Raw genomic sequence first — 14097 nt, 5'->3', positions numbered from 1 at the left:
ATGCGAAAGTAGCTCAGTTGGTAGAGCTCCAGCCTTCCAAGCTGGTTGTCGCGAGTTCGAGCCTCGTCTTTCGCTCTAAAAAAAACGGAACTTAATTGTTTCGGTTTTTTTATCAAAGTTAAATAATTATTGATTTTTATTTTTTTAAATGATTTAATTATTTATATTTGCACCCTGTTAATGCGAAAGTAGCTCAGTTGGTAGAGCTCCAGCCTTCCAAGCTGGTTGTCGCGAGTTCGAGCCTCGTCTTTCGCTCTTCAAAATCCTCAAACAATTTGTTTGGGGATTTTTTGCTTTAGACTACCATGGAAATCACAATATTCTTAAATTCCAAATTCCAAACTTTATAACAAAAATGTTTTTAAAATTGGAATTTGGAATTTAAAAATTTTGAAATTTTATTTTAAGTCGCTCAAATTGCTTTCTGTTTCTAATTCTGCTGGGTTTTGGTTTTGTTTGAACAAACGTGCGTTCAGACTTCCTTTCAGGGTTATTTTATCGCCTTTTACTTCAAGCCAGCTTCCTTCTCTCAAACCTAAAACCGGAATAGAATTGAAAGCGTGAAATTCTTTAATTCTGGTTTCGCGTGTTTCACCCATGTGTTTTGATTGTAAATCCGGATCTAAATAATGTGGATTCAAATTAAAAGGAATTAATCCTAAAGTTTGAAAACTTGGCGGATAGACAATTGGCATATCATTGGTTGTTTGCATTGATAAACCGCAAATATTACTCCCTGCACTTGTTCCTAGGTAAGGTGTTCCATTTTTTACAGTTTCAGAAAGAAGCTGCATAATATTGTGTTTATATAGTTGAGTGACCAATAAAAAAGTATTTCCGCCGCCTGTAAATATTCCTTCTGCATTTTTTATCGCTTCCGCAGGATTTTCGAACTCATGAATTCCTTTTACTGAAATGTTAATTGTTGTAAATGCCTGTGCTACTTTTTCAGTATACTCATTATGTGAAATTCCGCCGGGACGTGCGAAAGGAATAAATAAGATGCTTTTGCAATTTTTAAAATGTACTTGTAAAGTAGGTAATAAATACTCTAAATAACTGCCTTCGTGAAGGGTAGAGGTGCTGGCAATGATAATGCTTTTCATAAAATTTGTGCTCAAATTGTTTAGGTTAAAGATATTAAAAACTCTTTTTTGAGGCTAGAAAAACAGAGTTTAATTAACATATTTTTACCAAGCCGTTAATACTAATTTTGGAACACATTAAGATATTTTTACATTTTTAACGGTAATCTTAATTTTTTCATTTTGATCAATAAAGTTTTATGTGTTTTGGTTGTTGTTTTGAGTCAGACTGCATGGTCTCAGGATCAGGATCGTGCTGCTGTCAATGGTAAAATCGTTTCGAATACAAATGATTTGGAAGGTGTTTATGTGGTAAATGCACAAACAGAAGTTATGGTGACAACGGCTGCTGATGGATCTTTTTCGATAATGGCCAAACCGGGCGACACACTTGTTTTTTCTTCTATTCAATTCAAAGAAAATAGGGTTTTGCTAACTAACGAAAACTTTACAGATCTTAATTTTACTGTAAAGCTAAGTTTGGTAATGCATCAATTGCAGGAAGTTATCGTAAGACGCTATGATAATATTAATGCTGTGGCTTTGGGAATTGTCCCTTCAAATCAAAAAACTTATACCGAAAGCGAGAGAAAATTGCGAACTGCTACCGCTTTAGATGCGACTGCAAGCGCAAGTGGAATGGCTGGCGGTTCAATTTCTGCTGATCCTTTTTTGAATTTTTTATCAGGCAGAACAAAAATGCTTAAAAAGGAATTAATAGTTGAAAAAAAGGAATTTTTCATGAAACTTTTAGAGAATATGTTTAGTCTGGATCATTTTGTGAACCGATTGAAAATTCCGAGTGAGTATGTGAAAGGATTTGAATATTATGCCGTAGAAAATGATAAGTTTACGGTCATTTTAAATTCCAAAAATAAAACTTCAACTGAATTCTTGTTAGCTGAATTGGCTGTTAAATACAAGGAAATATTGGCTAATGAGAACAAGTAATATTTTATTGATTCTATTTTTAATAATTGCTCAAATTTCATTTGGACAAACCTCTGGTGCCAAAGAAATTCTAGGGCAGGTATTTGAGCAGTCCTCTTCGGTTGAAGGTGTCAATATTATCAATAACAATACGCAAATTACTGCTGTTACAGATGAAAACGGAATGTTTTCTATTGTTGTAAAAGAAGGCGATGTTTTGGTTTTTTCTTCAGTTAATATGGAGCCTTTAAAACTTAGAATTACAGCGGAAGATTTGACATCTTCTGGAATTAAGATAAAAATGACCGCGAAACAAATCGAACTGAAAGAGGTTGTTGTTAATGACAACGCGGGTATTACTGCTGAGAATCTCGGAATTGTGCCGCATGGTCAAAAAACATATACACCTGCCGAAAGGAAGTTATACACGGCCAAATCTACTTCGATAGATAAAATATTAAATGGAATTTCAGGACGCACGTCGATGCTGAAAAAAGAAGTGAAAGTAGAGAAGAAAGAAATGCTTTTCAGAAAACTGGAGTATCTTTTTGATGAGAATTATTATACAGAAAGATTAAGGATTTCGTTGGAAGATATTAAAGGATTTCAATTATATTGTGTAGAGGATTCTGAATTTGCCGTATCTTTGAATAGTAAAAACAAAACAATGAGTATGTTTTTAATAACTGAATTAGCCAGAAAATATCTTAAAATCCTCGAAAATGAAAAATAGCCTAAGAGTACTCGTTTTGTGCCTGTTTTGTCAAATCTCATTTGGACAAAATTCGACCAGGATGCCATTACACGGGCAAGTGACTAACAAATCGCTTGCTATTGAGAGTGGATACGTAATGAATATAAATGCCAATGTTAGAACTTTTATTGGTTCCGGCGGATTGTTTGATATCATGGCAAAGCCAAAAGATACTTTGCTGTTTACCGGAATGGCATTTCAGTCTAAAAAGATTGTTTTGACTGAAAAAGATTGTGCTCAAATTCTGTTTACGGTTCCTTTAGATTTAGTAAATAATCAGCTTAAAGAAGTTTTGGTTCATAAAGATTTAAAAGTAAAAGCTTTGGGAGGTGGTTCTCAGGGGATAGTAGATATGCAGTTTGAAGATGACAAACAATCTACAGCAAAAAACACTGTAATGTATTCAGATCAGACCATTAAATATGGAACTGATTTTGTTCGAATATTTAAGGATGTCAAGAAGCTTTTGCGCAAAAATGATGAAGTGAAGGAAGAAGTTATAAGTGATATTGCATTTACAGCTTATGCCAGAGATAATTTTACTCCTGACTTTTTCAATAAAACATTGAATCTAAAAGATGATGAAATAGAGTTGTTCTTAATGTATTGCTCTAATGATCCTGAATCTAAGCGCTATTTAAAGCCTGATGATAAATTTCAGTTAATCGATTTCATGATTAACAAGAATAAAGATTTTAAGAATATTACTGTTTCCAAAAATGAAAAATAAATTAATATACCCCTTAATTGGGGTTTTATTTTTATCGCTATCCTCATTTGCTTTTCATAAATTTTATATGGGTGTTTTTCAGGTGAATTACGCAGCGGAAAAGAAAATGATTCAAATTACATCCCGTATTTTTATTGATGATCTGAATAACGGAATGGAGAAAAAATACCATAAAAAAACCTTTGTTGGGACAGAAAAGGAAACACCCGAAGATCTGGAATTGTTTAAGAAATATCTTTCAGAAAATTTTACAATAAAAGTAAACGGGCAGCCAAAACCAATTACTTTTTTGTCAAAGGAAATTGAGGCTGGTGATGTATTGGTTTGTTATTCGCGAATTAAGGATGTTGAAAAATTTAAGACACTGGAGATTTTAAACACCATTTTGGTTGATTGGAATGCTGAGCAGCAGAACATTACACATATTTCAGCATTCGGTAATAAAAAGAGTGTTCTTTTTACAGAATCTTCAAGGAAAGAAGTGTTAAAGTATTAATGAATGGGTATAATTATCATTTTAATTGTTATTTTCACACCCTGATAAAATTACCTATTACATTTTATGAAAAAACTTTCATTATTATTAATTTTTCCTGCCTTATTAATGGCTCAGGAAAAAAATACCGCAGTTGCCCCAAAACAACAAGGTAAGTACGATACCAACAAATTCAGTCAAATGTATGATTTGCTGGCAACACCAAACATGTTTCGTACGGCTTCAGGAGCGCCAGGTCCTGCTTATTACCAACAACAGGCAGATTATAAAATTGATATCGAATTAGATGATAAAAATTCAAAATTAACAGGTTCTGAAGTGATTACCTATTCAAATAATTCTCCGGATAGTTTAGAATATTTATGGATTCAGTTGGATCAAAATCAGGCTAAAGCAAATACTCAGACGCCATTGGCGGAGAGCGAAAAAATCAATCAGGTGTTACCATTAGATGGTTTTTCTAATAAATATCTGAAAAAAGATTTGGAGCGTGGTTTCAACATCGAACAGGTAAAAGACACTAAAGGAAATCCAATGTCATATATGATCAACGAAACGATGATGCGTATTAATTTGGCAACCCCTTTAAAAGCGGGAGAAAAAATTTCATTAGCTATAAAATGGTGGTATAACATCAATAATTATAGAAAAGAAGGCGGACGTTCAGGTTATGAATTATTCGAAAAAGATGGAAATAAATTATATGTAATTGCGCAATTCTACCCAAGAATGGCGGTTTACAATGATGTTGAAGGATGGCAAAATATGCAATTCTGGGGAAGCGGAGAGTTTGCTCTTCCTTTCGGAAACTTCGATGTAAACATTACAGTTCCTGCAGATCATGTTATTGATGCAACAGGAGAATTAACAAACAGAGCGGAAGTTTTTACTGCAGAACAGGTTAAACGTTACGAGCAAGCTCAGAAATCATTTGATAAACCAGTTGTAATTGTTACTCAGGCAGAAGCAGAAGCAGCTGAAAAAGGTTTCTCTGAAAAGAAAAAAACGTGGAAATTTAGTGCTAAAAACGTACGTGATTTCGGTATTGCTTCTTCAAGAAAATTCATTTACGATGCAATGGCTGTAAAATTGGGAGGTAAAATTGTTATGGCAGAATCTGTTTATCCTAAAGAAGCAAATCCGCTTTGGGGAGAAACTTCTACAATGACAGTAGCGCACACCTTAAAAAGTTATTCATCTCATACTTTTGATTATCCTTATCCAAAAGCAGTTTCGGTTTCGGCTGAAGATCAGGGAATGGAATATCCAATGATTTGTTGGAATTTTGGACGTCCTGATGAAAATGGCGTTACTAGCGAACAAGTTAAAAACGGAATGATCGGTGTTGTAATTCACGAAGTGGGACATACTTTCTTTCCGATGATTGTAAACTCTGATGAGCGTCAATGGACCTGGATGGATGAAGGTTTAAATTCATTTTTAGAGTACCTGGCAGAACAAGAATTAGATCCGAAATTCCCATCAAGACGTGGGCCTGCAAAAAATATTGTTCCTTACATGAGTGGGGATCAAAAGTTTTTAGAGCCTATTATGTCTAACTCTGAAACAATTGCGCAATTTGGTAACAATGCATACGGAAAACCAGCTACAGGTCTTAACATTTTAAGAGAAGTGGTTATGGGAAGAGAATTGTTTGATTATGCTTTTAGAACCTATTCAAACAGATGGAAGTTCAAACACCCGACTCCTGAGGATTTCTTTAGAACTATGGAAGATGCTTCTGCAGTAGATTTAGATTGGTTTTTCAGAGGATGGTTTTACTCAACAGATTTCGTAGATATCGGAATTAAAGACGTAAAACAATATTACGTTTCTGATACTCCAACAGCTGATTTGAAAGATGTTAAGGTTAGAAAAGGACGTTTTGGATCAGATAAAGGTCCATTCGTTTATTTAGTTGCAAGTGATAACGCAGAAGTTAATGCTTCTCAGAAAAAAGCTTTGAAGGTAGATGACGTGAAATTATTGGCTGATTATGTAAATCAAAGTTTTACAGCTGAAGAAAAAGCAGGTTTAAAATCACCAAAATATTTCTATGAAGTAGAGTTTAATAAACCAGGCGGAATGATTATGCCAATTTTGGTTGAGATTACTTACGAAGATGGTTCAAAACAAAGCTTCCAGTATCCGGCTCAAATCTGGAGAAAAAATAATGATACAGCTAAGAAAGTTTACGCAACTGAAAAAGCAATCAAAAGCATACAGATAGATCCAAAATTAATGACAGCTGATATTGATGTGACCAACAACTCTTGGCCAAAAGTAGAGGAAAAGTCAAAATTTGATTAAGTATAAAACTAAAGAGACTCTGAAAAGAGTCTTTTTTTTTAAGTAAATTTTAAAACAGTCAGCTACAAAATTTAATATCTTTGTGGCACATAAAAATATAAGATATGTTTGGTATAGGAGGAGGAGAATTAGTTTTCATACTGTTTATAGTACTTATGCTTTTTGGTTCTGACAAAGTGCCTGAAATCGCACGTACAATGGGAAAAGCTATGGCGCAATTAAAAAACGCGACCAACGATATTAAAAGTGAAATTCATAAAGGAGCAGAGGCAAACGGCCTTGATTCAAGAGCTCTTACGGATATTACGGGTAATATCAATGCCCAAATTAACGATGCAAAAACTAATTTATTAGGCGATACCACTAACTTGACCGGTAATCTGTTAGGCGATACCGCTACAGAAATCGACAAAGTAAAAGAGGATATCGACACAATCTCCGGACCTGTAAAACGCCAAATGTAATATGCTTGAAAAAATACAAGAATTAGATACCAATCTCTTTGTGTATCTTAATGGATTAGGTTCTGAAACATACGATAAACTTTGGCTGATTATCACCAATCAATTGTATTGGACACCATTTTTTTTATTCCTGTTTTATCTTATTTATAAAAAGGTAGGTATAAAGCAAACCTTATATATACTTCTTTTCATTGCGGTACTAATCGCTTTTACTGATCAGATGACTAATTTGTTTAAACACACTTTCGAGCGTTTACGCCCATGTAATAATCCCGAAATAAAGTCATTTATTCGTATTGTTCAGGTTAGAACTTCCTACAGTTTTTTCTCTGGTCATGCGGCAAATACCATGGCGGTAGCGACATTTTTATTCTTAGTACTAAGAAACAAATTTAAATATTTGGGATTCCTGTTTTTATGGCCATTAATCTTCGCTTATAGCCGAATTTATTTAGGATTACATTATCCTGTAGACATTCTTACGGGTTATTTCTTCGGAGCACTTTTTGGGTCTTTGATGTATCTTTTGTATCGAAAATTAAAACCACAATATTTTCCGGGATAATTTTTTTTAAGATTCTAAGGTTCTAAGTTTTTCTCTTGGTGTAATCTTAGCAACTTAGAAGCTCAGCATCTCAGTAGCTATTTTTTCACTCCATTCTAATCCATCTGGAAGGATTTGGTTACTAAATTCAATATGAATAACTCTTCGTCTTTCATTATTGGTAGTTTTGTTCGAAGCATGAAATAACAAAGGCTTCATAATCATTATTCCACCTTTTTCAACTTCGCAAATGGTTTCATTTTCAGTCTGTAGATTTTCAACTCTGAAAATTCCTTTTGAATGCGAATTATTTATGACTTTTAAAGCACCATTATCTTTTGTGGTAGTGTCAAGATGAATTCTGATAGTGAAATTGTTTTCCAGAATTTCTTTTGGAGGCTGAACGGCAAACTGATTTTGTTTTGTAGTCCAGTTTTCAAAGTTTTCGATTTCAATTTTCTTGTCAACAGAAATCGTTAAATCCTGATGATAAGCGACAAACCAATTTGATTTTTCCGGTTTATCAAAATAGATGGATTTCGTTATAAAGTAGCCTTCTCTAAAAGTAGCTTCAATAATATCTTTTAAATTTTGATTGAAGATATAAGGTAAAGTTTCAGGTATTTCTTTGTGAAATTGTCTAATAGCAAATAAATCCTGAGATTTTCTAAAAGTAGCTGTATCCGCTCTACTTTCTGTATTATTCTCAATCAACGAAATCAGTTTTTCGATTTCATTTTCAGTATAAACAGTATTTATAATTGTAAAACCTTCAGTATTTATTTCGTTTAAACAATTCATTTTGAAATCAAGTATTATTTAATTACAGATGCTAAAAAAAAACTTAGAATCTCAGTATCTTAGGGCCTAAGCAACTTTTTTTAAAGTACTCTACTCACCGTCAATCCATCACGAATTGGCAATAAAACCGTTTCAACCCTCGGATCATTTTTTAAAAGTAAATTGTATTCTAAAAGCACTTTTGTACTAACATCATTTGGATGAACCGGTTCAAGGATTTTTCCGCTCCATAAAACATTATCGGATAAAATAATTCCGCCTTTATTCATTTTCGGAACAATCATTTCCCAATAATTTAAGTAGTTTTCTTTATCAGCATCAATAAAAACCAAATCGAACTTCACATCCAAAGTCGGAATAATGTCTATTGCTTCTCCTAAATGCTGAAAAATTTGTTTTCCCCAAGGTGAAGCATCAAAATATTTACGTTGAAAATCAATTAATTCTTCTTTGATATCAATAGTATGCAATTGACCGTTTTCCTGCATGCCTTCACACAAGCATAAAGCAGCATAACCGGTATACGTTCCGATTTCCAGAATGTTTACAGGGCGAATTAATTTAGATAGCATACTTAAAACACGACCCTGAAAATGTCCGCTTAACATTCTTGGTAAAAGAATTTTTTGGTACGTTTCTTTATTAAGTTTTGCTAACAATTCTGGTTCGTTTTCAGAATGTTGTTCGATATAATCTTCTAAGTCTTGTGAAATAAAATGCATGTTGTAGTATCTTCTAATTTAAGACAAAAATACAAAAAATATCCGCTCGCTTTTTTGCATAAAAAAAAACCATCCGCCGTAGGAGGATGGTTTCAGTTTTGTAAATTCAAAAGAGATTATTTTTTCAATGCTTCATCAACGTCTTTAGCAGTTTTTACTGTTCCGTCTTTGGCAGCTTTTGCAGCGGCCTCTGCTTTTTCTGCAGCTTTTTTAGCGGCTTCTTTTACATCATCGGCTGCTTTTTGGGTAGCATCTTTTACATCTTCAGCTGCTTTTTCAGTTTTAGTAACGGCACTGTCTTTTACTTCTTCAATATCTGTTGTAAGAGAATCTACTTTGTTTCCAAGGGTTAATTCGTCTTCTGCTGGTTTTGGTTCTTTCTTCTCACAAGATTGAACAGCGAATGCTAATAAAGCTACAACAGCTAAGCTTAAAATTTGTTTTTTCATGATTAAATTCTTTTTAAAAGTTGATAAAATATAAAGGTTATAAAGCTGAAAAAATAAAAGTACAAATTTTAAAATTAAGCGCTCTTTGTAAGATTATTTTTCTGTGAAGAGCAAGACAATTCCCGTGCCAATTTTTTTGATTTTGAAAGTTTGGTATTAAAGTTTTTTAAGAATTAAAAGGTTTCCATAAATACTTAGTAACTTTGCACCATGCAAATCGAGAAAAAAGACATAAGAGCCTTATCAAAAGATCAATTACGAGATTTTTTTGTCGCAAATAATGACAAAGCTTTTCGTGGAAATCAAGTCTATGAATGGTTATGGAGCAAGGGAGCACATAGTTTTGAGGATATGACAAATGTTGCCAAAACAACACGGTCTATGCTTGAAGAGAATTTTGTAATCAACCACATTAAAGTTGATACCATGCAGCGTAGTAGCGACGGAACAGTAAAAAATGCAGTTCGTTTGCATGATGGTTTGGTAGTTGAATCAGTTCTGATTCCGACCGATACCAGAACAACAGCCTGTGTTTCTAGTCAGGTGGGTTGTAGTTTAGATTGTAATTTCTGTGCAACATCAAGATTGAAAAGAATGCGTAATCTAGAACCGGGAGAAATCTACGATCAGATTTTGGCCATCGATAAAGAAAGTCGTTTATATCACAATCACCCGCTTTCGAATATCGTGTTTATGGGAATGGGAGAGCCTTTAATGAACTATAATAATGTCATTAAAGCTATTGATATGGTTACATCATCAGAAGGTTTAGGAATGTCGCCAAAACGTATTATGGTATCGACTTCCGGAATTCCGAAAATGATTAAGAAAATGGCTGATGATGATGTGAAATTCAAATTAGCGGTTTCACTCCATTCAGCTATTGATGAAATTCGTGCGCGAATCATGCCTTTCAGTGTGAATTTTCCATTGAAAGATTTACGTGAAGCCTTAGAATATTGGTACAGAAAGACAAAAAGCAAAATCTCATACGAATATGTGGTTTGGAAGGGAATTAACGATGATAAAGCCTCAATTGATGCTTTGGTAAAATTTTGTAAATATGTGCCTTGTAAAGTCAATTTAATTGAGTATAATCCAATTGATGATGGCGAGTTTCAACAAGCTTCAGAAGAATCTATTATGGCTTACATAAAAGCTTTAGAGAATATTGGAGTAGTGGTAAAAGTACGCCGCAGTCGCGGAAAAGATATTGACGCTGCCTGCGGGCAATTGGCAAATAAAGAAGGATAAGTTCCTGATATTTTAAATAAACAAAAAAGCATTAAAAACGAGAGATCTTCTTGTTCTTAATGCTTTTTTTCTGGGCAAAAAGGATTCTTATTTTTTCAAATCGATTTCTTCCGTCACGCCGTCTTTTGTGATTTTAGCAAGTGTGTCGCAACTTCCGTCTCCGTAATCAATAACTGCCGAAGCACCATTTTTAGTTACAGAAACAATTCCTTTTACAGCAAATGATTTTTTACATATTGCTTTAAATTGTAAAGGTGTTGTGATTTCAGCTGAAAAAGTATCTCCATTTGGGAAAGTGGTTGTACCACTGCCGGTTACCAAATAAGCATTGTCTTCCCAATTGAACCAGGTATCATAACCTTCTACCATTTCTTTAACCAAAGAACCTTTTCTGATGTAAACACCTCCGTCATCAAAAGTAATGGTCAAATCAATTGCGGCTGTAAATACAGGATGTGCTGTTGCCAGTAAGTCAGTTGTTTTTACAGTTCGTACAATGCTTTTACTACCCTGAAGTTTTTTGCCATTGTGATAAAACCCATCAAAAGTATAACTAATAGTCTGCGTTGAAGCTGAAAAGTCATTAGAAAAAGAAATAACCATTTTTCCTTTTACGGTATTTCCATTTTCTAAGGTACAGCCTTCAACTCCAAAATCTACAGTTCTGGTCCAGGTATTGTTAGTTAATACTGTTGTAATAGTAGCACAACTCGGAAGGAAATTTTTTACCGGCCCGCTTGGTTTGCTTGTCACATTTTGTTGTGCGCTAAATTGATCTTCAGCAATATTGGTTACATCATCTATCGAGGCGTCAATTTTAGAATTTGTAACTATTTCATCTTTAGAAATGGCTGCTGATGTTCCGTCATTTGTTTTTTCATCAGAATTACAGCTGATAAAAAAAGATAAAGCCACTAATGTTCCAATAAATAAAAATTTTGTTTTCATAATAAATTAGTTTTACGTGATTTTAATTAATGAACTCAAATTAGGCTTTAACCAGATTATGTTTTGGGTGGTGAATTTACATTAGTGTACAAATTGTTGATATACTAACGTAAAATACACAACGTTTTTTTATTTAAAATAGTATATTTGGAATCGAAATGAATATTACTTCTCAAATAAAACAGCCCATTTTTAACGAGATGGAACTTTTTGAAAAAAAGTTCCATGAATCGATGACCTCAAAGGTTGCATTACTGAACCGTATCACGTATTACATCGTAAATCGTAAAGGAAAACAAATGCGTCCTATGTTTGTTTTTCTGACGGCAAAAATGGTTTCTGACGGTATTGTAAACGAAAGAACCTATCGAGGAGCTTCGGTTATTGAATTAATTCATACCGCTACTTTAGTTCATGATGATGTGGTAGACGACAGTAATCGCCGCCGTGGTTTTTTCTCTATCAATGCACTTTGGAAAAATAAGATTGCCGTTTTGGTTGGTGATTATTTATTATCGAAAGGATTATTACTTTCGATAGATAATGGTGATTTCGATTTACTCCGAATCATTTCTGTTGCCGTTCGTGAAATGAGCGAAGGTGAATTGCTCCAGATTGAGAAAGCCCGAAGACTAGATATTACAGAAGATGTTTATTATGAAATCATCCGAAAAAAGACCGCTACACTTATCGCGGCTTGTTGTGCTCTTGGCGCAAAATCGGTAATTGAAGATGATATTCAGGTGGAGAATATGCGAAAATTTGGCGAGCTTATCGGGATGGCTTTTCAAATCAAAGACGACTTATTCGATTATAGCGAAGAAGCAATCGGTAAACCAACCGGAATCGATATTAAAGAGCAAAAAATGACTTTGCCTTTAATTCATGTTTTAAATACTTGTACTCCTCAAGAAAAAAAGTGGCTGATAAACTCCATTAAAAACCACAACAAAGACAAAAAACGCGTTAAAGAAGTTATTGCTTTTGTAAAAGACAATAATGGTTTGGCTTACGCCGAAAATAAAATGGTGCAATTTCAGCACGAAGCACTTTTACTTTTAGAGAATTACCCTGATTCTGAGTTTAAAGCTGCTCTTATTTTGATGGTGAATTACGTTATTGAAAGAAAGAAATAATTTTTTAATTAGATAATTAGAAAATTTGTCAATTAGAAAATTATTTTTAATTGATTGTTTTTTAGTGTTTTAGATTCTGTTATTGGGATTTGGAATTTATTTTTTGATTTTTTTTACTTCCCATGCAACCATTTCTCAACCTAACTCGTCTATGCTAATAGAAGTCTGTTAGTAAACCAAAACCGAAACGCTTATAAATGAAAATTATTCATTTACATCAAGAAGAAACTGAACTTATAAAGTTGGCTGTCGAAAATAATCGACAAGCTCAGCAACAAATATACAGTCGGTTTTCTTCGAAAATGCTGAGTGTTTGTCGACAATATATAAAAGACATTCAATTAGCAGAAGATGTAATGATAAGCGCTTTCATGAAAGTGTTTACCAACTTAAGCAAATTTGAACATAAAGGAAGTTTTGAAGGCTGGATTCGCCGAATTATGGTAAACGAATGTATTTCCTATTTAAGAGTTCAGAAAAAAGTAAAATTTACAGAAGATGAAATTTATGTAGAAGAAAGTTTTAATGCAATTGACAGTCAGTTTTCAATAGATCAGATTCAGTTTTTAATTGATGCTTTGCCGGACGGTTATAAAATGGTTTTCAATTTATACGCCATTGAAGGATACAAACACAATGAAATTGCCAAGATGTTAGGAATTAATGAAGGAACATCGAAATCGCAGTTATCACATGCCAGAAAAATGTTGCAAACACAAATTACTATTTTAAAAAAACAAAATAATGGAACCGAATAATTTTGAAAAGGATTTCCGTGAAAAACTAAACGAGCGCAAAATTGAACCAAGCGATAAAGCCTGGGATCGATTGGATGCTATGTTGAGTGTTGCTGAAGAAAAGAAACAACCCAAAAAGAAAAACAAATGGTTGTACATCGCAGCAAGTGTTGTTGGGTTTTTATTGGTGGGAACTTTCTTTTTTAATCAGAAGGAAAGCAAGGCTGAAACGTCAAAAAATACTATTGTAATTAAAGAAGCTCAAAAGAAAGATTCGGTTGAAAAACCAACTCTAAATACTATTGATCCTGTAAAAACAGAAGTTGTAATTTCAGAAAAACCGGCAGTTCAATATTCAAATAAAAAAGAAGAGAACATTTCAAATCAAAAAACGGATAAAACCATTAAAAATGAATCAAATCAAATAGCGGAGTCTTCAATCATCATCAAAAACAATCAGGAAAAACAATCCATCAACAATCAAACTTCAGTTGTCGAAACTTCTAAAAGCGAAACAGTAGATCAACTATTGGATTCGGCCGAAAAAACAATAATTGCTGAAAATTCGACTAAGCCAAAATCAAGAGTAAAAATAAATGCTAATGATTTACTTAATCAAGTCGATGGAGAATTAGAACTCTCTTTCAGAGAAAAACTTATTTCTAAAATCAATAGAAATTATCAAACGGTCAAAGTGGCTGTTGCCAATAGAAATGTTAAAGATTAATTATTAAAAT

At 33.4% G+C, this 14097-nt stretch carries 16 protein-coding genes and 2 tRNA genes; 13 read left to right on the top strand and 5 right to left on the bottom strand.

Annotated features, from left to right (window positions below; genetic code table 11):
- Positions 1 to 2 precede the first annotated feature (2 nt).
- Positions 3 to 75: transfer RNA gene (locus Q7C23_RS05025), tRNA-Gly, on the top strand.
- 107 nt (positions 76 to 182) lie between these two features.
- Positions 183 to 255, top strand: a tRNA-Gly gene (locus Q7C23_RS05020).
- A gap of 143 nt (positions 256 to 398) precedes the next feature.
- On the opposite strand, the gene pepE is transcribed toward Q7C23_RS05020, so the two are convergent.
- The gene (gene pepE / locus Q7C23_RS05015; protein WP_375031470.1) at positions 399 to 1106 is read right to left on the bottom strand and encodes a dipeptidase PepE; all 708 of its coding nucleotides are present in this window, start codon (positions 1104 to 1106) and stop codon (positions 399 to 401) included.
- Between the two features lie 162 nt (positions 1107 to 1268).
- On the opposite strand from pepE, the gene Q7C23_RS05010 reads away from it, so the two are divergent.
- The 7 genes from Q7C23_RS05010 to Q7C23_RS04980 all read left to right on the top strand — a co-directional run bounded on the left by Q7C23_RS05010 (position 1269) and on the right by Q7C23_RS04980 (position 7334).
- Entirely contained in the window at positions 1269 to 2036 is a 768-nt protein-coding gene (locus Q7C23_RS05010) for a hypothetical protein (RefSeq protein WP_375031469.1), read from the top strand.
- Positions 2023 to 2748, top strand: a complete 726-nt coding sequence (locus Q7C23_RS05005) for a carboxypeptidase-like regulatory domain-containing protein (protein ID WP_375031468.1) — start codon at positions 2023 to 2025, stop codon at positions 2746 to 2748. The genes Q7C23_RS05010 and Q7C23_RS05005 overlap by 14 nt, the downstream gene beginning before the upstream one ends.
- Positions 2738 to 3499: a hypothetical protein gene (locus Q7C23_RS05000; protein ID WP_375031467.1), complete on the top strand. Its 762-nt coding sequence runs from the start codon at positions 2738 to 2740 to the stop codon at positions 3497 to 3499. Before Q7C23_RS05005 ends, Q7C23_RS05000 begins: the two co-directional genes overlap by 11 nt.
- A complete protein-coding gene (locus tag Q7C23_RS04995) occupies positions 3489 to 3995 on the top strand; it encodes a DUF6702 family protein (RefSeq protein WP_375031466.1) in 507 nt (168 codons plus the stop codon). Before Q7C23_RS05000 ends, Q7C23_RS04995 begins: the two co-directional genes overlap by 11 nt.
- Positions 3996 to 4061: 66 nt before the next feature.
- Positions 4062 to 6305: a M1 family metallopeptidase gene (locus Q7C23_RS04990; RefSeq protein ID WP_375031465.1), complete on the top strand. Its 2244-nt coding sequence runs from the start codon at positions 4062 to 4064 to the stop codon at positions 6303 to 6305.
- 104 nt (positions 6306 to 6409) lie between these two features.
- A complete protein-coding gene (locus Q7C23_RS04985) occupies positions 6410 to 6769 on the top strand; it encodes a twin-arginine translocase TatA/TatE family subunit (RefSeq protein WP_375031464.1) in 360 nt (119 codons plus the stop codon).
- A 1-nt stretch (position 6770) separates the two neighbouring features.
- Positions 6771 to 7334: a phosphatase PAP2 family protein gene (locus Q7C23_RS04980; protein ID WP_375031463.1), complete on the top strand. Its 564-nt coding sequence runs from the start codon at positions 6771 to 6773 to the stop codon at positions 7332 to 7334.
- Positions 7335 to 7388: 54 nt separating this feature from the next.
- On the opposite strand, the gene Q7C23_RS04975 is transcribed toward Q7C23_RS04980, so the two are convergent.
- The 3 genes from Q7C23_RS04975 to Q7C23_RS04965 form a co-directional block, all read right to left on the bottom strand.
- Positions 7389 to 8114 (bottom strand): phytanoyl-CoA dioxygenase family protein, encoded by a 726-nt coding sequence (locus Q7C23_RS04975; protein ID WP_375031462.1) that lies wholly within the window; start codon positions 8112 to 8114, stop codon positions 7389 to 7391.
- 80 nt (positions 8115 to 8194) lie between these two features.
- Entirely contained in the window at positions 8195 to 8836 is a 642-nt protein-coding gene (locus tag Q7C23_RS04970; protein ID WP_026985648.1) for an O-methyltransferase, read from the bottom strand.
- 116 nt (positions 8837 to 8952) lie between these two features.
- Positions 8953 to 9285: a hypothetical protein gene (locus Q7C23_RS04965; protein ID WP_375031461.1), complete on the bottom strand. Its 333-nt coding sequence runs from the start codon at positions 9283 to 9285 to the stop codon at positions 8953 to 8955.
- Between the two features lie 210 nt (positions 9286 to 9495).
- On the opposite strand from Q7C23_RS04965, the gene rlmN reads away from it, so the two are divergent.
- A complete protein-coding gene (rlmN, locus tag Q7C23_RS04960) occupies positions 9496 to 10539 on the top strand; it encodes a 23S rRNA (adenine(2503)-C(2))-methyltransferase RlmN (RefSeq protein ID WP_375031460.1) in 1044 nt (347 codons plus the stop codon).
- 87 nt (positions 10540 to 10626) lie between these two features.
- On the opposite strand, the gene Q7C23_RS04955 is transcribed toward rlmN, so the two are convergent.
- Positions 10627 to 11487 carry a hypothetical protein gene (locus Q7C23_RS04955; RefSeq protein ID WP_375031459.1) on the bottom strand — a complete coding sequence of 287 codons (861 nt, stop codon included), beginning with the start codon at positions 11485 to 11487 and terminating at the stop codon, positions 10627 to 10629.
- Positions 11488 to 11645: 158 nt separating this feature from the next.
- On the opposite strand from Q7C23_RS04955, the gene Q7C23_RS04950 reads away from it, so the two are divergent.
- From Q7C23_RS04950 to Q7C23_RS04940, 3 genes are all read left to right on the top strand, one after another.
- The gene (locus tag Q7C23_RS04950) at positions 11646 to 12623 is read left to right on the top strand and encodes a polyprenyl synthetase family protein (RefSeq protein ID WP_375031458.1); all 978 of its coding nucleotides are present in this window, start codon (positions 11646 to 11648) and stop codon (positions 12621 to 12623) included.
- Between the two features lie 197 nt (positions 12624 to 12820).
- Entirely contained in the window at positions 12821 to 13381 is a 561-nt protein-coding gene (locus tag Q7C23_RS04945) for an RNA polymerase sigma factor (RefSeq protein WP_375031457.1), read from the top strand.
- On the top strand, positions 13368 to 14087 hold the full coding sequence (locus Q7C23_RS04940) for a hypothetical protein (RefSeq protein ID WP_375031456.1): 720 nt from the start codon (positions 13368 to 13370) through the stop codon (positions 14085 to 14087). Before Q7C23_RS04945 ends, Q7C23_RS04940 begins: the two co-directional genes overlap by 14 nt.
- Positions 14088 to 14097: the final 10 nt, after the last annotated feature.

It is taken from the genome of Flavobacterium sp. LAR06 (genome assembly GCF_041946075.1).
Lineage (GTDB): Bacteria > Bacteroidota > Bacteroidia > Flavobacteriales > Flavobacteriaceae > Flavobacterium.
The sequence above is the reverse complement of the archived record's forward strand: the minus strand, read 5'-3'. Positions and strand labels throughout refer to the sequence as shown.

Excerpts from the sequence above, each read along its gene's own strand:
- pepE (WP_375031470.1), bottom strand. The coding sequence starts at position 1,106 with ATGAAAAGCATTATCATTGCCAGCACCTCTACCCTTCACGAAGGCAGT.
- Q7C23_RS04985 (WP_375031464.1), top strand. The coding sequence starts at position 6,410 with ATGTTTGGTATAGGAGGAGGAGAATTAGTTTTCATACTGTTTATAGTA.
- Q7C23_RS04945 (WP_375031457.1), top strand. The coding sequence starts at position 12,821 with ATGAAAATTATTCATTTACATCAAGAAGAAACTGAACTTATAAAGTTG.
- Q7C23_RS04940 (WP_375031456.1), top strand. The coding sequence starts at position 13,368 with ATGGAACCGAATAATTTTGAAAAGGATTTCCGTGAAAAACTAAACGAG.
- Q7C23_RS04995 (WP_375031466.1), top strand. The coding sequence starts at position 3,489 with ATGAAAAATAAATTAATATACCCCTTAATTGGGGTTTTATTTTTATCG.
- Q7C23_RS05000 (WP_375031467.1), top strand. The coding sequence starts at position 2,738 with ATGAAAAATAGCCTAAGAGTACTCGTTTTGTGCCTGTTTTGTCAAATC.
- Q7C23_RS05005 (WP_375031468.1), top strand. The coding sequence starts at position 2,023 with ATGAGAACAAGTAATATTTTATTGATTCTATTTTTAATAATTGCTCAA.
- Q7C23_RS04965 (WP_375031461.1), bottom strand. The coding sequence starts at position 9,285 with ATGAAAAAACAAATTTTAAGCTTAGCTGTTGTAGCTTTATTAGCATTC.
- Q7C23_RS04980 (WP_375031463.1), top strand. The coding sequence starts at position 6,771 with ATGCTTGAAAAAATACAAGAATTAGATACCAATCTCTTTGTGTATCTT.
- Q7C23_RS04970 (WP_026985648.1), bottom strand. The coding sequence starts at position 8,836 with ATGCATTTTATTTCACAAGACTTAGAAGATTATATCGAACAACATTCT.
- Q7C23_RS04990 (WP_375031465.1), top strand. The coding sequence starts at position 4,062 with ATGAAAAAACTTTCATTATTATTAATTTTTCCTGCCTTATTAATGGCT.
- Q7C23_RS04955 (WP_375031459.1), bottom strand. The coding sequence starts at position 11,487 with ATGAAAACAAAATTTTTATTTATTGGAACATTAGTGGCTTTATCTTTT.
- Q7C23_RS04975 (WP_375031462.1), bottom strand. The coding sequence starts at position 8,114 with ATGAATTGTTTAAACGAAATAAATACTGAAGGTTTTACAATTATAAAT.
- Q7C23_RS04950 (WP_375031458.1), top strand. The coding sequence starts at position 11,646 with ATGAATATTACTTCTCAAATAAAACAGCCCATTTTTAACGAGATGGAA.
- rlmN (WP_375031460.1), top strand. The coding sequence starts at position 9,496 with ATGCAAATCGAGAAAAAAGACATAAGAGCCTTATCAAAAGATCAATTA.